The sequence below is a fragment of the Mucilaginibacter rigui genome (assembly GCF_014773275.1).
Taxonomy (GTDB): Bacteria; Bacteroidota; Bacteroidia; order Sphingobacteriales; family Sphingobacteriaceae; genus Mucilaginibacter; species Mucilaginibacter rigui_A.
Genome location: NZ_JACWMW010000001.1, coordinates 1,293,690 through 1,311,663 on the forward strand (window position 1 = coordinate 1,293,690; position 17,974 = coordinate 1,311,663).

Sequence of the window (17,974 nt, forward strand, 5' to 3'; positions counted from 1 at the left end):
CGATTTACTTATTATTTAAATGTAGGGCTAAAACTTGCAGTAATAGCCCCATATGTAATTTTCAATGTCGATAATTGCAGAAGTATCGTTTTAATAACTACACTACCAGGTAAACTAATGATTAATTTTTTAAAAACGCTTGTAATAGCCTTTTTAGCAGGCTTTATCATTTTGTCGCAGGCGTATGCACAAAAAAGCACAACAGAGTGGAAGGTTTCCTCGCCCGACCAAGGGCTTCAAATAAATTTGGAGCTGAACAACGGCAGCCTGAGCTATAAAGTTCAGAATAAAAATAACGAAGTGGTACGCCAATCGAAGCTTGGTGTTGAGACCACAACCGATAAATTTACCGGGGGCCTGAGCTTTGTGAACGAACTTACCCGCAAAATTAATGAGATCTATACCCTGCCTGTGGGTAAATACCACGTATACCATGCCACTGCCAACCAGGCAAGTATTACATTTGCCAACAGCGATAAAAACAAGATAACTATTGACCTGCGTGCTTACAACGATGGCGTAGCCTTCCGTTACCGTTTTCCCGATTCTGCCAAAAACTACACACTTGTAAAAGAACTAACTGAGTTTGCCATACCAGAAGCTACCGCCTGGATGCAACCTTACGATAAAGACCCATCTTACGAAAACGTATTTAAAAACGGCATCCCGGCAGGCACGGCAGCTAAAGATAGCAGCGGCTGGGCGTTCCCTGTATTGTTCCACACCAAAGACCAATGGCTGTTCATTTCTGAAAGTAACACAACGGCCGATAATGCAGCCATGCACCTGCAGCAAAATGCGGCTAATGGCGTATATAAAATGGCGTTCCCGTTAGCAGCCGAAGGTTTGGGGCAGGGTAGTGCGTACCCTGTTGCAAAAACACCGTTTGCTACCGCCTGGAGGTTGATCATAGCCGGTGAAAGTGCAGGTACTGTTGTACAATCAAACCTGGTAAACCATTTAGCACAACCAAATGCCATAGGTAATATTTCATGGGTTGAACCGGGCCGCTCGTCATGGAGCTGGTGGAGCGACCACGCCAGCAGCCGAAACATTACAACTATGAAACGTTTTGTTGACCTGGCTGCCAAAATGAAATGGGAATACTCATTGATTGATGCCAACTGGAATATACCAACAGCCGGCGGTTCTATTGAGGACCTGGTAAAATATGCTAAACAAAAAAATGTGAAGCTTACGCTGTGGTATAACTCTGGCGGGCCGCATAATAACGTTGGGGAACAGCCACGGGATGTAATGTTTAACCCTGATACACGCAGGCAGGAATTAAAAAAAATACATAACTGGGGTGTTAGAGCTATTAAGGTGGACTTTTTTCAGAGCGACAAGCAAAATATCATGAAGCTGTATACCGACATCCTGAAGGATGCGGCTAAAGAAGAGATTATGGTGATATTTCATGGCAGCACTATGCCCCGTGGGTGGGCACGTACTTACCCCAATCTATTGTCGATGGAATCAGTACGCGGTGCCGAAAATTACGGCTGGTCTAACGATTTTGCCATGGATGCAGCCGAGTTAAACACCATTTATGTATTTACCCGAAACGTTGCCGGCTCAATGGATTATACACCCGTTACTTTTTCTGATTATAAATGCTGCCCGCATACTACAACAAATACGCATGAGCTGGCTTTAAGCGTGATGTTTGAGTCGGGAATGATGCACTTTGCCGACAGCGATTCATCTTACTTAAGCCAGGATAATGTAGTGAAGGCTTTCCTGAGCAGCGTGCCAAATACCTGGGATGACACCCGCTATATACAGGGCGAACCCGGTAAAGAAGCCATCATAGCCCGCCGTAAAGGCAAAAACTGGTATATAGCCGGTATAAATGGCGAAAGTACTGCCAAAACGTGGACGATATCATTACCTTTTTTATATAATAAAGATGTGTTTCGCGGTACACTATTTACAGACGGGAACACACCGCGTACTATAGCGCACCGGGAGATTGTACAGGAGAAAGATAGTAAGGTAACAGTTGGGATAATGCCAAAAGGCGGGTTTGTTTTAGAACTAAAACCCCAATAGTTATCGTGTTAAAGCCCACATAACAGGCTATTGGTTCACTCCTTGGGATCAGTGTGATGGTTTGTGCAGTAGCGGGGAGTGATTTAGTCAGTTTTCTATACCGCTTTGTTAAATCTCCCATGCACCCTACCGTTTGAAGGGGATTGCACCGGGCCAACGCTTTTACTATAAATTTATCTGGACTAAAGCGTTTATATTTATTGGACTATATGTATGGCCCGCAAAATTATAAAATTTGATTGCCGTCAAAGTGATGGTACTTTAACATTTAAACCCTACAAAATGCCCGTTTCAGAAGTTGTATATCAGCGCGAATTAACACTCAGCGCAGAAGAATTTATTGATGTATTAAACCGGAGTACCCTTGCCGAGCGTAGGCCTGTTGATGATGCCGGACGGATACAGGATATGCTGCAAAATGCCAACCTGATAGTAACCGCCCGTTTAGATGGTAAACTGATAGGCATATCGCGCGCACTTACAGATTTTGCTTTTTGTACTTATTTATCAGACCTGGCAGTTGATAAAGATCATCAAAAAAAGGGTATTGGTGTGCGTTTAATATCCGAAACAAAAAGGCAATCGCCTAAGGCCAAACTGATATTGCTTGCTGCGCCTGCCGCGGTAAACTATTATCCCAAAACCGGCATGACGCAGTTTAGCCATTGTTTTTTATTGGATGATGTAAACGACCTGAAATTGAAAGTATAGTGCTTTTGCAGAGGGCGCAATTATTTTCTAACAATAAATAGGGGGAGGGGCCGATGGGAGTAAAATCTGCGGAAATGTTATAACACGTGGCTCCGTCTGGACCGATTAGCATACAACCCCGTAGGGTAGCCTTTGTATTCCTGGCTCCATCGGAGCTTCCTATTCTAAAATGATTACCGGCTACACCTGTTTTTAGTCATTAAATTTAAATTAAGAACCATAATTATACTTTGTTTTCTCTGTGCCCTTTTTTCTCTGTTTCCCTCTGTGGTTAAAAAAATACTACTTTTTATTTTTAAATAATAGATTTACAAAATGAACTCAGCCGAACAAAACTTTAAAGACCTGGGCTTAAACCTGCCCCCGGCACCAAAACCGCTTGGTGTTTACAAACCCTGTTTAATTGATGGCAAATACCTTTACCTATCCGGCCACGGTACCGTGCAGGATGACGGCAGCCTTATCATCGGCCGTATTGGTGATACCATTAATATGGAAGATGGCAAGCTTGCTGCAAGGCAGGTTGGTTTAGCTATGCTGGCCACCATAAAAGCCAATTTAGGCAGCCTGGATAGGGTTAAACGCGTTATAAAAGTATTGGGTATGGTAAACTGCACACCCGATTTTGAAAGGCACCCTTACATCATTAACGGCGCAAGCGAATTGTTTGCCAAAGTTTGGGGCGAAGAGAACGGCATTGGCGTACGCAGCGCGGTAGGGATGGGCTCATTGCCCGATAATATCCCGGTAGAGATAGAGGCTTTATTTGAACTTGTATAAGCAACATGGAAACGTCTGAGTGGTACAGCATCAATAACGTTGATGAACTGGACACGCCTGCTTTGGTAGTATATCCCGATAGGGTAAAATATAACATTGGCCTGGTTAAAACCATGATTGATGATGTAAACCGCTTGCGCCCGCATGTAAAAACACATAAAAGCATAGATGTTTCTTTGCTGATGATACAGGCAGGCATTCAAAAATTTAAATGTGCTACCATTGCCGAAGCCGAAATGCTGGGCATTGCCAAAGCGCCTGATGTTCTATTGGCATATCAACCCACAGGGCCAAAGCTTAAACGCTTTGTACAACTGATAAAGGCATATTCGCAAACCAAATATTCTTGTTTGGTAGATAATGAAGATACTGCTCAGTCAATATCTGCCGAAGCTGTAAAAAACAATATCAAAATAGCCGTTTACATCGATCTGAATGTGGGCATGAACCGCACCGGTATTGCAGCCGGGGCGGATGCTTTGGATCTGTATACCACCTGCTTATCATTACCCGGATTAGCTTTTAAAGGCTTGCATGCTTATGACGGTCATATCCATGATAGTGATTACGCCATACGCCAAAAACGCTCCGGTGAAAGTATGGGGCCTGTTTTTAAGCTGATTGATGACATTGCAGCAAAAGGATATCCACAGCCTGTAATTATTGCAGGTGGTTCGCCAACTTTTCCTATCATATCAAAAATAAAAGATGTTGAATGCAGCCCCGGTACATTTGCTTATTGGGACAAGGGATATCAGCAGGCGTTTCCAGAACAGCCTTTTCATACAGCGGCGCTTATTGTTGCCAGGATAATTTCCTTACCCGAAGAAGGTAAGATCTGTATCGATCTGGGTCATAAATCGGTATCGGCAGAGAATGAACTGGCTAAAAGAGTGTACTTTTTAAACGCCCCCGAACTGAAGTTTGTTAGCCAAAGCGAGGAACATTTAGTGGCCGATGCAGGTAAAAACCATCAGTATAAAATAGGCGATATTTTGTACGGCCTGCCATATCACGTTTGCCCGTCAGTGGCTTTATATGAACGCGCTATAACCATTGAAAATAAGGTGGTTACCGGCGAATGGAAAACTACTGCAAGAGATAGAAAAATAACCATTTAGCAATATATCAATTTAACAATATAAAGGATGTTTATTATAGACGCCCATTTAGACCTCAGCATGAACGCGCTTGAATGGAACCGCGACCTAACCCGCCCGGTTGCCGAAATTAACCGGCGCGAAGAAGGGTTAACCGATAAACCCGACCGTGCAAAGGCCGTGGTATCCCTGCCCGAACTACGTAAGGGAAATATCGGCTTGGTGGTAGCCACGCAAATTGGCAGGTATGTAGCGCCCGGTAATTCATTACCCGGCTGGCATTCGCCGCAACAGGCATGGGCGCAAACGCAGGGCCAGCTTGCCTGGTACAAAGCCATGGCAGACGCCGGTGAAATGGTACAGGTAAATAACCTGCAAGGTTTAGAAAAGCATCTTACTTTATGGAGCAATGGCGCGGATAATGCAGATAAGCCTGTTGGATATATCCTAAGCCTTGAAGGAGCGGATTCCATTATAGATGTAGAATACTTAGAAAGTGCGTATCAAAATGGTCTTCGTGCTGTTGGCCCCGCGCATTACGGCCCGGGCAGGTATGCCAACGGTACTGATGCTACCGGTAAGATGGGACAGAACGGTTTAGAGCTACTGAAAGAAATGGAACGCCTCAACATCATCCTTGATGCCACGCACCTTTGCGACGATGCTTTTTGGCAGGCTTTAGATAACTTTAACGGGCATGTTTTGGCAAGTCATAACAATTGCCGCGCCCTGGTGAACCACAACCGCCAGTACAGCGATGAAATGATAAAAGCCCTTATTGACCGTGGCGCAGTGATAGGCGCAGCCCTTGATGCATGGATGATGGTACCCGGATGGGTTAGGGGACAGTCAACTCCGCGTAAAATGAATTGCAATCTTGAGGTAATGGTAGATCATATTGACCATATTTGCCAGATAGCGGGCAACGCCCTGCATGTAGGCATGGGTACCGACCTTGATGGTGCGTTTGGGCGCGAACAATGCCCATACGATCTGGAAACCATTGCCGATATGCAGAAAGTGCCTGTTTTATTACAAAAACGCGGTTATACCGATGCTGATGTTGATAATATGATGCATGGCAACTGGCTGCGTTTTTTACGGAACGCGTGGAAATAAAATATAAACATGGGTGCAGAGCAGGAAAGGTTAAAGAATACAGGTTGGAAAAAATGGGGTCCTTACGTAAGTGACCGCCAATGGGGTACAGTACGCGAAGATTATAGTGCCGATGGCGATGCCTGGAACTATATAACCCATGATATTGCCCGCAGCAAAGCTTACCGCTGGGGCGAGGAAGGCATTGCCGGTATTTGCGATCACGAACAGCTCCTCTGTTTTTCTGTAGCGTTATGGAACAAGAAGGATGCCATCTTGAAAGAACGTTTCTTTGGCCTCAGTAACGCCGAGGGTAACCATGGCGAAGATGTAAAAGAACTGTATTACTATCTGGATAATACGCCCACGCATTCCTACATGAAAATGCTGTACAAATATCCGCAGCAGCAATTCCCGTATGACCATTTGGTTGAAGAAAGCAAAAAACGCGACCGCACACAAGCTGAATACGAATTGATGGATACCGGGATATTCAGCAATGATGAATATTTTGATGTATTTGTAGAATACGCCAAGCAATCAACCGATGATATCCTTATAAAAATTACGGTACATAACAGGGGCAAGGCCGATGCAAGTTTAAATGTGCTGCCAACAGTTTGGTTCCGCAACACATGGGAGTGGGGCTATGACGATTATAAGCCGCAATTATCCGCAGAGAATAACAAGATTAAAATTGACCATAAAGAATTGGGCAACCTTTGGTTAGCGGCAGAGGGCGATGCCCAAATGCTGTTTTGCGATAACCAAACCAATACCAAACGTTTTAATAACGTTGAGGATGGCAAATCTTTTTACAAGGATGGCATTAACGACTATATTGTAAACGGTGCTGCAACGGTTAATCCGGCTAATACAGGTACTAAAGCAGCCTTTAACCGCGATGTTACCATTGCGGCAGGTGAAAGTACTGTTATTCGTTTAAGGTTATCTGACAAGGCCGAAAATGCATTTGATGATTTCGATGGGGTATTTGCAGCGCGCCAACAGGAAGCCGGCGAATTTTATAAAGCACTTCGCCCTGCTAAAGAAAGCGACGCCAAAGCGCAGATCCAACGCCAGGCATTTGCAGGTATGCTTTGGAACAAGCAGTTTTATTATTACAATATCCACCAGTGGCTAAACGGCGACCCGGCAGAATCTGCCCCGCCTGCCCAAAGGCAGCATCAGCGTAACAGCAAGTGGCAGCATTTTAACAGCCAGGATATCATTTCCATGCCCGATAAATGGGAGTACCCCTGGTTTGCCGCATGGGACCTTGCTTTTCATTGCATCCCGCTGGCATCTGTAGATATGGGCTTTGCCAAAAGGCAGCTTAACCTGCTGGTACGCGATTGGTATATGCACCCTAACGGGCAATTACCCGCTTACGAGTGGGATTTTAGCGACGCCAACCCGCCCGTACTGGCCATGGCCACCTGGAAAATTTACCAGATGGATAAACAGGCCAACGGCGGAGAGGGCGATGAGTTTTTCCTGGAGCGTATTTTCCATAAGCTGATGCTCAACTTTACGTGGTGGGTTAACCGTAAGGACGAGGCCGGTAATAATATATTTGAGGGGGGCTTTTTAGGGCTGGATAACATTGGTGTGTTTGACCGTAACACCCGTTTTGCCAACGGCGCTCATCTTGAGCAGGTTGATGGCACCAGCTGGATGGCCATGTATTCGCTCAATTTACTACGTATAGCTGCGGAGCTGGCCATTACCAACAAGGCTTATGCCGATATCGCCTCTAAGTTTTTTGAGCACTTTATTTATATTTCGGCTGCTATGTCAAGCCTGGGTGAGGGGGGCAGCAGTGGGTTATGGGACGAGGCCGACGGCTTTTTTTACGACCAGCTGCGTATGCCTGACGGCTCGGCTGAGAAGATGAAGGTACGCAGTATTGTTGGCCTGATACCCTTATTCGCCACCGAAGTGCTTGACGATTCAGACATCGATAGCAACCCTATCTTTCGTGACAGGATGGACTGGTTTAAAGCCAACCGGCCCGACCTGGTTGCGCTGGTATCTCACTGGGACGAAAAAAGTTCATCGGGCAAACACCTGATAAGCCTTTTACGCGGGCACCGCATGAAGGGCATCCTGAAATATATGCTGGATGAGAACGAGTTTTTAAGCCCGTACGGTATCAGGTCGCTTTCCAAATATCACCTCAATAACCCGTTCAGCGCAAATATTAATGGCACCCAGTTCAGCATAAATTATACTCCGGCCGAAAGCGACAGCAATATGTTTGGCGGCAACAGTAACTGGCGCGGACCCGTATGGATGCCTATTAATTACCTGATCATAGAAAGCCTGAACCATTTTTACCAGTATTACGGCGATGAGCTGACTGTAGAATGCCCAACGGGATCTGGTAATATGATGAACCTTAAAGAGGTGGCCAACGAAATTTACAGGCGTATCTCAAACCTTTTTATGCCTGACGAGAACGGCCGCCGCCCTATAAACGGCACCGATGAAAAAGCGCAGACCGATCCCAACTTTAAAGATCATATACTGTACTACGAATACTTTAACGGCGATACCGGCGAGGGCTTAGGCGCAGCCCACCAAACCGGCTGGACTGGCTTGATTGCTAATTGCCTGTATCATTAATGTGTTAATTAGACACAATTAAATTTCCTGCTTTAAATTATTTGATTTAGATTTACTTACCAAGTAAATCTAAATTACCAATCAGTATGAATTTTAACAGGCGCAAGTTTTTGCAAAGCACGGGCACGTTGGTGCTTGGCAGTGCGGTTTTATCAGGTAAAGCGGCATCGTACATCATTAAGCATCCGGTAGGTTTGCAACTATTCACCTTTTTTAATATTATAGATAATGATGTGAAGGGCACCTTAACCAAGGTGGCTGCTGCGGGGTATAGCGAAATAGAATCGGCATTCAGCAAAAAGGGCGGGTATTACGGAATGAAGCCCAAAGAGTTTAAAGCCCTGGCTAATGATCTGCATTTATCATGGAAATCGCACCATGTGCTTGGCGCGCCTTTTAAACTGCCTGCCGGTGCTAAAATGCCAACCACGCCCGATGGTAAACCCATGGTTTTACCGCCTATGCTAAACCTGCAGGATAATATGCAGCAACTGGTTGATGAGGCTGCCGAAGGTGGCGTTAAGTATCTGGTATGTGCCAATACCCCAACCGGCACTCCTGAAGAGTTGAAAGCATCAATAAAAGTATTAAATAAAACTGCCGAGGCGGCTACAAAAGCGGGCCTTACCTTCGCTTACCATAACCATGATGCTGAATTTAAAATATTGAGCGACGGAACTATCCCTTACGACCTGTTGCTATCAGAAACAGACCCTAAACACCTTAAAATGGAGCTTGACCTGGCGTGGGCCGTTAAGGCGGGGAAAAACCCGGTTGACCTGTTTAAGCAGAACCCTGGCCGTTTCCCGCTATGGCATTTAAAAGACCTGGATGCCAGCCGGGAAAACATTATGCCCGTAGGTAGCGGCACTATTGATTTTAAACCCATATTTGCGGCGGCAGAAACAGCCGGGATGCGCAGCTTTTTTGTAGAACACGATATGCCGAAAGATGCCTTTGCAAGCATTAACAGCAGCATAAAGTATATTAATAAGAATTTAAGCGTATAGGTTTAATGAATTTGTACAGGTTTATTGTAGGTAAGCCTGTACAAATTCATCATTGTTAATAGCAACAATCAAAGCATTCAGGAAAGCCTTTTCCGGCGAATTATCGGCTACTTTATTAGCCTGATCTTCTAATACATCAAGATAAGCTACCGCTTCCTGTTCGTCTTCAAACAGCAATATTAAACTGCCGTTTACTTCGGTGTCAAAGCCACCAGTTGGGGCGGGTAAGTTATAGTTTTGAAGCACATTGCCTACAAATCCTGCCTGCGCTGTATCTATTTTAAGCATAATGTTTATGGTTTATAAGGTAACCATTAATTACACCTTCGGTTTGCTTCTTTCTTTTATATAACCGTTAAAACGTATCTGCTGCCTGTTCATACTTACTACGGTAAGGTCGGCATTGCCATTAGTGTACACCTGTAAGGTCATTTGTGTGGCGTTGCGGGTATCGTTAGCTTTTATATTGATGGTGTAACTACCATCCTTTTTTGTTTTGGCGGCATAATCAAACCTGGTTGATTTAAATTTAATGCCGTTATCGTCGCTGCTGTTATAACCAGCGCCAGAATATGCTACGCCAAAATAGGGTAAATAAGCTTCAACAGTATCGGGGCTAACCGTAAGGTCATAAGGCGATGTAAGATACCTGGACCCACCGCCACTCGGGTACATATATGATGCCTGGAAAATATAGTTTTTTGAATCGATAAGGCTTTTTATCTCGGCAGCCTTCTTTGCTTCTTTTATGGCTTTTTGGCTTTGCGCACCAGCCGGATTAACCACAGCAACTGCTATAAGCAGCGCGAATAATATTTTCACTAAAGTTTTCATTTTTAATTGCTTAAATAAATATAACGTAGTTTTTGTTAGACTTTGTATAGGGTTAAAGGTTTAATTAATTATTGATAATGAGCGGTTTGAAAATACTACACGCGGCGGCGACTTACTGTTTGCTGAAATTGGATATAATGCATCTGTTTTCATGATGTGTGTTTTTATGATAGATGCAGCAGGAGTAAGTATTCCATAAATAAAATGAAAAATATAGTACCCCTTTCACAAACTCAAAATGCCATGTTACGAGGGATGTCATGGTGAGCCTGTAGAACCATAGGGAGCAAAGGCCTCTCCGCGCGTCCTTCAACAAGCTCAGGATGACAGCCACTTTTATGTCATTTCTCTTACCCGCCATGTCAAGCGTCAACGCTTGACATTATTGTTTATGGCAGTGTCTGCGCTGCCGGTTAATCGTGAGCGTGGACGCTCACAACAATAGTTTAGTTTCAAGCGTGGACGCTTGAAACGGCGGGAGTATAAACACAAAAAAGCCACTCAGTTACGAGTGGCTTTTAAATTCTATTCCCCCTTCAGGGGGTTAGGAGGCTGCGTATTATATCAGGCTAACGCTGCGGTTAACAAACTCTGTTAATTCAGCACCGGTTAGCAGGCCTTGCGATAACAGGGCCAGGTCAAAGGCTTGTTTAGCCAACTGTGCCTGCACACCTTCATCTTCGCCATCTAAAATGCGGCTTATCAGTTTGTGGTTACCATTCACAATAACCTTATAGTTATCGGGCATGTTGCCGTAAAAGCCCATTCCGCCACCCATAGCAGCCATATCTTTCATACGGCGCATAAACTCGTCCATGGTTACAGTTACCGGCAATTCATCCGGGCTAAGGCTTTCCAGCTGTACTTTGTATGCCGGTTTATTGATGGCCTTATCAAATATCTCTTTAATTTTGGTTGATTGCTCTTCGGTCAATACATGCTCAGGCGCATCATCCTTTTTGATCAGTTTATCGGCAACATCTGCATCCACGCGTTTAAGCGATGTTTTCTCAAGCTTCTGCTCTAACTGACTGATGAAGTGGTTATCGATAGGAGAGTTCATCAACAATACATCATAACCCTTTTTATTTGCCGACTGGATAAACGCATCCTGCTTTTCGGCATCATTGGTATAAATGTATATTAACTGGCCGTCTTTATCGGTTTGTGTGCCTTCTACTTTTTCTTTATATTCAGGCAGGGTAAAATTCTCTTTAGCGGTGTTGGTCACCAAAACAAAGTCTTTTGCTTTATCGTAAAACTTCTCTTCGCTCACCATGCCGTATTTTACAAACAGGCCAATATCGTTCCATTTTTCTTCAAAACCTTTGCGGTCGGCCTTAAACAGGTCGGCCAGTTTATCGGCCACTTTTTTGGTGATGTAGCTGTTTATCTTTTTAACATTGCTATCGGCTTGCAGGAAGCTACGGGATACGTTAAGCGGGATATCCGGCGAATCGATAACACCATGCAGCAGCATTAAAAACTCAGGTACAATATCTTTCACCTCGTCGGTAATAAATACCTGGCGCGAGAATAATTTGATCTTGTTACGGGTTATCTCAAAGTCGTTCTTCAGCTTAGGGAAGTACAACACACCGGTTAAGTTGAAAGGATAATCAACATTCAGGTGGATCCAGAACAACGGGTCTTCACTATACGGATAAAGCTGTTTGTAAAAAGCAAGATAATCCTCGTCTTTTAATTCATTTGGTGCTTTTGTCCAGATAGGGTTGGTATCATTAATGATGTTATCAACCTCAACCGATTTGTATTTTGGCTTGCCTTCTTCGTCAACGCCGTCTTCTTCCTCTTGTGTGGTTGTGCCAAATTTGATAGGCACCGGCAGGAATTTGGCATATTTATCCAATATCTCCTGGATGCGTTGCTGGTTTAAAAACTCTTCAGATTCGGCATTGATATGCAGGGTAATTTCGGTGCCGCGTTCTTCCAGGCTGCCATCGCTTATTTCAAACTCGGTGCTGCCATCGCAAACCCAATGGGCAGGGGTAGCGCCATCCTGGTATGATAAGGTTTCAATCTCCACCTTATCGGCAACCATAAATGCAGAGTAGAAGCCTAAACCAAAACGGCCGATGATCTCATTGGCATCTTTAGCTTCTTTAAACTTCTCCATAAACTCGGTAGCGCCCGAGAATGCGATCTGGTTGATATATTTTTTTATTTCTTCGGCCGTCATACCCAAACCGTTATCAGATATGGTAATGGTCTTTTTGTCGGCATCAAAAGCAACTTCAACGCGCAGGTCGCCAAGGTCGCCGTTGTATTGACCTAACGAAGCAAGGCGTTTTATTTTTTGTGTAGCGTCAACAGCGTTTGATACCAGTTCGCGCAGAAATATCTCGGTATCAGAGTATAAGAACTTTTTAATGATGGGAAAAATGTTTTCGGTGTGTATCGAAATTGTTCCTTTTTCTTGCATAGTAGTACTTTTTTTGAAATTTGAATGATTTACGGGTACACCTAATCAATGCCCGTTCCAAAGCAGAAAATTTGCCAAATTGGCAGAGGCGAGGGGATGTGGAGATATGCACATCAATTCATGATAGGAATCCGCACATTTTCAAATCAATTAACCGCCTTAACCATCCTGTCCCTGCCGCTCATATCCCGGCGTAACTCAATATCTATAAATCCTTTATCAGTTAATAACTCAACTGTTTCTTTGCCGAAATTTTCATTTATCTCGAAAAACAGGAGGCCACCCGGTGAAAGATATTCCAAAGCATAATCAGCAATAGCCTTATAAAATATCAGCGGGTCATTCTCGGGGACAAACAGTGCGGAGTGTGGTTCAAAGCCGGTTACGTTTTGATGCATTTGCAGTTTATCCTCTAAAGTAACATAGGGGGGATTGGAAACGATTATATCATACTTTTGACTATTAACTTTGAACTCTGAACTATTCAAAATATCCTTCTCCATAAAGTCTACTTTAACTTCATTAATAACAGCGTTTTGCCTGGCGGTATGTAAAGCACCGGCAGATATATCAATGGCGGTTACATTAGCATCCGGCAGGTTCTTTTTAAGGCTGATGGCAATGCAGCCGCTACCCGTACCAATATCAAGAATGCTAACCAGCTTTTTACTTTCAACTTTTAATTTTTTACTTTCAATGATCCATTCCACCAGTTCCTCCGTTTCGGGCCTGGGTATCAATGTAGCCGGGTTCACTAAAAAACTTAAACCGTAAAACTCCGTACTGCCTAAAATGTACTGCACAGGTTTGCCGGTTTTTAACTCTTGGAGGATGCCCTGGATCTTTTCAACAGCTTCTCCGTCTACCTCATTCCCGGGGAAAGCTTTAAGTTTAGCGCGGGACATACCTGTAATTTCTTCCAGCACCAGCAGGGTAATGGCCTCTGTTTCACGGCTGTCATACACTCCGGTTAAACCTTGCTGAAATTCCAGGAATACATCCTTAATAGTTTTCATGCAACAAAGTAACATAAAACCTACTTTTGCACAATGGCAATACATGAAATATATATGCAGCGCTGCCTTGAACTGGCCGCTTTAGGTGCCGGCAGCGTTAGCCCCAACCCGATGGTTGGCGCTGTTATAGTTCATGATGGCAAAGTAATAGGCGAGGGCTATCACCAAAAATACGGCCAGGCCCATGCCGAGGTAAATGCTGTTAATATGGTGATTGCTAGGTATAGTAACCATGCCGACCTGCTGAAAAAAAGCACTATTTACGTTTCGCTTGAGCCTTGCGCGCATTATGGTAAAACCCCGCCCTGTGCCGATCTGATCATCAAACATCAAATCCCTAACGTAGTGGTTGGTTGCCGTGACCCCTTCGCGCAGGTAGATGGTAAAGGGATAGAGAAACTACAGGCAGCAGGCATTGAGGTAAAGTTGGGCGTATTAGAAAAAGAATGCCGGTGGCTAAACCGCCGCTTTTTTACCCGCGTGCAAAAACAACGGCCATACATTATATTAAAATGGGCGCAAACCACCGATGGCTTTTTTGCCCCGGCAGATGGCAGCCAGTATTGGATATCCGGCACCGAAAGCCGTAAGTTGGTACACCAGTGGCGCGCCGAAGAGGACGCCATACTGGTTGGCAAAAACACAGTCCTGGCTGATAACCCACAGTTAAACGTACGATATGCGGAAGGGAAATCGCCCAAAAGGGTGGTAATTGACCGCCGTTTGGAGTTAAGTGATACTTTGAATGTGTTTGACCAAACAGTTGAAACATTGATATTTAACGAGATAAAGACAGATATTGACGGCAAAAATAAATATATAGCCCTGGAGGACTTTGACCGCTTTGTACCGCAGTATATTTTGTTCCAGTTGTACCTGCAGGATATCCAGTCGGTAATTATTGAGGGCGGCGCTTACACATTAAAAGCGTTTATTGATGCAGGTTTATGGGATGAAGCACGTATTTTTACCGGTGCATCTGCACTGGTAAGTGGAATTAAGGCGCCTGTTATAACCGGCACCACTATCAGTGAAAGCACGGTTGGGGCCGACAGTTTACAGATCATTACAAATCCACCCATATAACCAACAGAACAATGTTGTACGTTTTTTTAAGTATTTGCTGCAGTGTTATTGTTTCCATATTACTGAAACTGGCTAAACGCTACCAGATAGATGTTTTCCAGGCCATCACCTGGAATTACAGTATTGCTATATTGCTTACCTGGTTCTTTTTTAAACCTGTACTGCAATTTGAAACCCTAAAACAAGCTCCCTTTAGCATCTTGCTTCCTTTAGGGGTTTTGCTGCCGGTTATATTTTTTGCGCTGGCAGCTTCGGTAAGGGCGGCCGGTATTGTACGTACTGATGTTGCACAAAGGTTATCGTTATTTGTATCATTAACGGCAGCATTTTTATTGTTTAATGATCATTTAAACACGCTTAAGTTTATAGGGATTGCTGTGGGGATAGCAGCTATTTTATGTAGCATCCCCTGGCAAAAGAAAACAGCCAACCGTAAGGTGCTCAGTAATGCCTGGATATACCTTGTGCTGGTTTTCCTGGGCTTTGGTGTTATTGATATTTTATTTAAACAGGTGGCAGCTTTTAAACAGATGCCTTTTACAACCCTACAGTTCTTAGCCTTTATAATTGCATTTATAGTATCGCTTATAATCCTGATAATTAGAAGGATAAATAAGTTATCTAAAATAACTTTTACGCATGTAATATTCGGCTGGATATTGGGGATAGCCAATTTTGGCAACATATTTTTTTACCTTAAAGCACATACGGCACTGTCCAACAGCCCATCTACCGTATTTACCGGGATGAATATCGGTGTGATAGCCCTGGGCACCCTGGTGGGCCTTGTGCTGTTTAACGAGCGGCTTAGCATACTTAACAAAATTGGTGTGGCACTGGCGGTTGTTGCCATCGTAATTATTACCATTTCAAATCACTAAAGCGTGCTGTTCGACGATACCTACAAAACCATTGCCCAACCCTCAGAGAGCATCTTCCGCGACAGGGGGAGCAAGTTTCTGGGTTATGCATACCCGGTTACATCTGATAATGATATAAAAGCAATTGTTGCCAGCCTGAAGGCCGAACACCCAAAAGCCAACCATGCTTGCTGGGCTATCCGCCTGGGGATTGACCGGTCTGTTTTTAGGGTGAATGATGACGGCGAACCATCGGGCACGGCGGGCCGGCCTATCCTGAATACTTTATTATCCCGTAATATTACCAATGTACTGGTTGTAGTGGTGCGCTACTTCGGTGGTACCTTATTAGGGGTCCCCGGCCTGATCAATGCTTACAAAACCGCTACCGAAATGGCACTGGATGCCGTGCAGGTGATAGAAAAAACCGTAAACGATATTTATACCATCACCTTTGAATACCCGCAGATGAACGATGTAATGCGCATTATAAAGGATGAGCAATTGCAGGTGTTAGAGCAGGTATCAGAACTAAACTGTACGATCAAGTTTTCTGTCCGTAAAACACAGGTAGAGGCAGTGATGTATAAGCTGAATAAAGTAAGCGGGGTAAAAGTTGTTTATAATTACAGCGGATAACGCCCAAACCGTTAGTAAATGTATAACATATTGACTGATTGATACTTACCTTGGTATAACTAACAGAAAACTACGAAATGCCTGATTATAAGGCAAATGCAGGTGTTCATGTGTGTTCACGGCAGTGAACGTGAACACTTTGAGGGTATGTGGTGCGTTTTTGAGTCATTTTAGGTCGTTTAAGGACGTTTTAAAGCATGCATTCCGGGGCCGGAAAATAAAGCAAAAAAGTACGCGAAATCTTTTGCCCTGTGAACTCAGCTTTGGTTTCTGCAAAGAAAAACCCCTGTCAATCGTAAAAATCCGCCTCATGCCGGTTCAGCTTCTCACTAAAATTGCTTATTTTGCCTGCATATGCAATCTTTTGAAATCGATAAAACCGACCTGCTCCGCATTAAAACCGCTCTTGAAGGTGATGATGCTGAATTACAGGACGTTCTGAAGGATTATCACGCTTCGGAGATTGCCATACTGTTTGAAAAACTTCCGCAGGAGGCCAAAGAGCGTATCATCAATACCCTGTCGACCGAGATAGCTTCTGAAGTTATCTCCGAAATGACCGAGGAATCGCACCCCGAAGACCTGCTGATCAGCCTTCATCCCGAGAAACGCTCGGACATTGTGGAGGAGATGGATTATGACGTGGCTACGGATATTATTTCGCAGTTGGATGAGCAAGACCAGCACGAGATATTACAGGATATTGACCAGGAAGATGCTACCAGCATCCGTGCGCTATTAAATTACGATGAAGATACCGCCGGAGGGTTGATGAACTCGCAGGTGATATGTGTAAACATCAACCTGGATAAAAAGGCTGCACTGGATGAGATCATTCGCCAATCGGAAGAAATGGAAGAGTTTTATACCATTTATGTGGTAGACGACCATAAGACCCTGCAAGGCATTGTATCCATTAAAGACATTATAAAAGCCCGCGGCGAAGCTAAAGTGCGCGACCTGGTACAACCCGATTTTGTGTACGTAAAGGCCGAACTTGACCAGGAAGAGGTAGCCAAACTGATCTCACAGTACAACCTCACCACCATACCTGTGGTTGATGACCATATGAAATTGTTGGGGCGCATTACGGTTGATGATATCATCGATGTAATGGAAGCCGAGAACACCGAAGATATATTGAAGATCTCCGGTGTGTCCGAAGATGAGGAATTGAGTGGTAACTGGCAGGACGCGGTAAAGAGCCGTTTGCCATGGTTGGTTATTAACCTGGGCACGGCATTTTTAGCGGCCTCCATCATCCGTAATTTTGATTCGACGGTTAAAAATCTGGCTATCATTTCGGCCTACATGACCATTATTGCTGGTATGGGCGGTAACACTGCTACACAGGCTTTGGCAGTAACTGTTAGGCGTATCTCGCTGAGCGATCTGAGCGACAGGCAGGCTTATAATACGGTTATAAAAGAGTTTTTAGTAGGGTTAATAAATGGCGCAGCAAACGGGGTTATCGTTTTTGCAGTGGCTTATTTTTACGATGCCAACCCCATGCTGGGACTGGTGCTGTTCCTGGCTATGACGGGTAACCTGGTTATTGCTGGTATTACTGGAGCTTCTATCCCGTTGATTTTGAAAAGGGTAGGGATTGATCCGGCTGTGGCATCATCCATTATCATTACCACATTTACAGATTGTATTGGATTTTTTCTGCCACTATGGTTGGCAAGCAAGCTTTTATTATAATTTTGACCCA

15 protein-coding genes are annotated in these 17,974 nt (G+C 44.2%); 11 read left to right on the plus strand and 4 right to left on the minus strand.

What is annotated here, in order from left to right:
- Positions 1-117 precede the first annotated feature (117 nt).
- The 7 genes from IDJ75_RS05725 to IDJ75_RS05755 all read left to right on the plus strand — a co-directional run bounded on the left by IDJ75_RS05725 (position 118) and on the right by IDJ75_RS05755 (position 9,382).
- Positions 118-2,055, plus strand: a complete 1,938-nt coding sequence (locus IDJ75_RS05725; protein WP_191174622.1) for a glycoside hydrolase family 97 protein — start codon at positions 118-120, stop codon at positions 2,053-2,055.
- Positions 2,056-2,337: 282 nt separating this feature from the next.
- Entirely contained in the window at positions 2,338-2,766 is a 429-nt protein-coding gene (locus tag IDJ75_RS05730) for a GNAT family N-acetyltransferase (protein WP_191174623.1), read from the plus strand.
- Between the two features lie 315 nt (positions 2,767-3,081).
- Positions 3,082-3,546: a RidA family protein gene (locus tag IDJ75_RS05735; RefSeq protein WP_191174624.1), complete on the plus strand. Its 465-nt coding sequence runs from the start codon at positions 3,082-3,084 to the stop codon at positions 3,544-3,546.
- Between the two features lie 5 nt (positions 3,547-3,551).
- Positions 3,552-4,667, plus strand: coding sequence for a D-TA family PLP-dependent enzyme (locus tag IDJ75_RS05740; protein ID WP_191174625.1), 1,116 nt, complete (start codon positions 3,552-3,554; stop codon positions 4,665-4,667).
- 27 nt (positions 4,668-4,694) lie between these two features.
- Positions 4,695-5,765, plus strand: coding sequence for a dipeptidase (locus tag IDJ75_RS05745; RefSeq protein ID WP_191174626.1), 1,071 nt, complete (start codon positions 4,695-4,697; stop codon positions 5,763-5,765).
- A 9-nt stretch (positions 5,766-5,774) separates the two neighbouring features.
- Positions 5,775-8,372 (plus strand): MGH1-like glycoside hydrolase domain-containing protein, encoded by a 2,598-nt coding sequence (locus IDJ75_RS05750; RefSeq protein ID WP_191174627.1) that lies wholly within the window; start codon positions 5,775-5,777, stop codon positions 8,370-8,372.
- An 86-nt stretch (positions 8,373-8,458) separates the two neighbouring features.
- Positions 8,459-9,382: a sugar phosphate isomerase/epimerase family protein gene (locus IDJ75_RS05755; protein ID WP_191174628.1), complete on the plus strand. Its 924-nt coding sequence runs from the start codon at positions 8,459-8,461 to the stop codon at positions 9,380-9,382.
- A 21-nt stretch (positions 9,383-9,403) separates the two neighbouring features.
- Here the strand turns inward: IDJ75_RS05755 and IDJ75_RS05760 are convergent, their stop codons facing one another.
- From IDJ75_RS05760 to prmC, 4 genes are all read right to left on the minus strand, one after another.
- Complete coding sequence (locus IDJ75_RS05760; RefSeq protein ID WP_191174629.1) at positions 9,404-9,670, minus strand: hypothetical protein; 267 nt, start codon at positions 9,668-9,670, stop codon at positions 9,404-9,406.
- A gap of 30 nt (positions 9,671-9,700) precedes the next feature.
- Positions 9,701-10,216, minus strand: a complete 516-nt coding sequence (locus IDJ75_RS05765) for a DUF4251 domain-containing protein (protein ID WP_191174630.1) — start codon at positions 10,214-10,216, stop codon at positions 9,701-9,703.
- Between the two features lie 559 nt (positions 10,217-10,775).
- The gene (gene htpG, locus IDJ75_RS05770; RefSeq protein ID WP_191174631.1) at positions 10,776-12,659 is read right to left on the minus strand and encodes a molecular chaperone HtpG; all 1,884 of its coding nucleotides are present in this window, start codon (positions 12,657-12,659) and stop codon (positions 10,776-10,778) included.
- A 146-nt stretch (positions 12,660-12,805) separates the two neighbouring features.
- Positions 12,806-13,675 carry a peptide chain release factor N(5)-glutamine methyltransferase gene (prmC, locus tag IDJ75_RS05775; protein ID WP_191174632.1) on the minus strand — a complete coding sequence of 290 codons (870 nt, stop codon included), beginning with the start codon at positions 13,673-13,675 and terminating at the stop codon, positions 12,806-12,808.
- Between the two features lie 33 nt (positions 13,676-13,708).
- Between prmC and ribD the strand changes: the two genes are divergently transcribed.
- The 4 genes from ribD to mgtE all read left to right on the plus strand — a co-directional run bounded on the left by ribD (position 13,709) and on the right by mgtE (position 17,964).
- On the plus strand, positions 13,709-14,761 hold the full coding sequence (ribD, locus tag IDJ75_RS05780) for a bifunctional diaminohydroxyphosphoribosylaminopyrimidine deaminase/5-amino-6-(5-phosphoribosylamino)uracil reductase RibD (RefSeq protein WP_191174633.1): 1,053 nt from the start codon (positions 13,709-13,711) through the stop codon (positions 14,759-14,761).
- 11 nt (positions 14,762-14,772) lie between these two features.
- Entirely contained in the window at positions 14,773-15,642 is an 870-nt protein-coding gene (locus IDJ75_RS05785; RefSeq protein WP_191174634.1) for an EamA family transporter, read from the plus strand.
- A gap of 3 nt (positions 15,643-15,645) precedes the next feature.
- Entirely contained in the window at positions 15,646-16,260 is a 615-nt protein-coding gene (locus tag IDJ75_RS05790; RefSeq protein WP_191174635.1) for an IMPACT family protein, read from the plus strand.
- A gap of 354 nt (positions 16,261-16,614) precedes the next feature.
- Positions 16,615-17,964: a magnesium transporter gene (gene mgtE, locus IDJ75_RS05795; protein WP_191174636.1), complete on the plus strand. Its 1,350-nt coding sequence runs from the start codon at positions 16,615-16,617 to the stop codon at positions 17,962-17,964.
- The last annotated feature ends 10 nt before the right edge of the window (positions 17,965-17,974 follow it).

Coding starts and splice junctions, on each gene's coding strand:
- IDJ75_RS05725 (WP_191174622.1), top strand. CDS start 118: ATGATTAATTTTTTAAAAACGCTTGTAATAGCCTTTTTAGCAGGCTTT.
- IDJ75_RS05730 (WP_191174623.1), top strand. CDS start 2,338: ATGCCCGTTTCAGAAGTTGTATATCAGCGCGAATTAACACTCAGCGCA.
- IDJ75_RS05735 (WP_191174624.1), top strand. CDS start 3,082: ATGAACTCAGCCGAACAAAACTTTAAAGACCTGGGCTTAAACCTGCCC.
- IDJ75_RS05740 (WP_191174625.1), top strand. CDS start 3,552: ATGGAAACGTCTGAGTGGTACAGCATCAATAACGTTGATGAACTGGAC.
- IDJ75_RS05745 (WP_191174626.1), top strand. CDS start 4,695: ATGTTTATTATAGACGCCCATTTAGACCTCAGCATGAACGCGCTTGAA.
- IDJ75_RS05750 (WP_191174627.1), top strand. CDS start 5,775: ATGGGTGCAGAGCAGGAAAGGTTAAAGAATACAGGTTGGAAAAAATGG.
- IDJ75_RS05755 (WP_191174628.1), top strand. CDS start 8,459: ATGAATTTTAACAGGCGCAAGTTTTTGCAAAGCACGGGCACGTTGGTG.
- IDJ75_RS05760 (WP_191174629.1), bottom strand. CDS start 9,670: ATGCTTAAAATAGATACAGCGCAGGCAGGATTTGTAGGCAATGTGCTT.
- IDJ75_RS05765 (WP_191174630.1), bottom strand. CDS start 10,216: ATGAAAACTTTAGTGAAAATATTATTCGCGCTGCTTATAGCAGTTGCT.
- htpG (WP_191174631.1), bottom strand. CDS start 12,659: ATGCAAGAAAAAGGAACAATTTCGATACACACCGAAAACATTTTTCCC.
- prmC (WP_191174632.1), bottom strand. CDS start 13,675: ATGAAAACTATTAAGGATGTATTCCTGGAATTTCAGCAAGGTTTAACC.
- ribD (WP_191174633.1), top strand. CDS start 13,709: ATGGCAATACATGAAATATATATGCAGCGCTGCCTTGAACTGGCCGCT.
- IDJ75_RS05785 (WP_191174634.1), top strand. CDS start 14,773: ATGTTGTACGTTTTTTTAAGTATTTGCTGCAGTGTTATTGTTTCCATA.
- mgtE (WP_191174636.1), top strand. CDS start 16,615: ATGCAATCTTTTGAAATCGATAAAACCGACCTGCTCCGCATTAAAACC.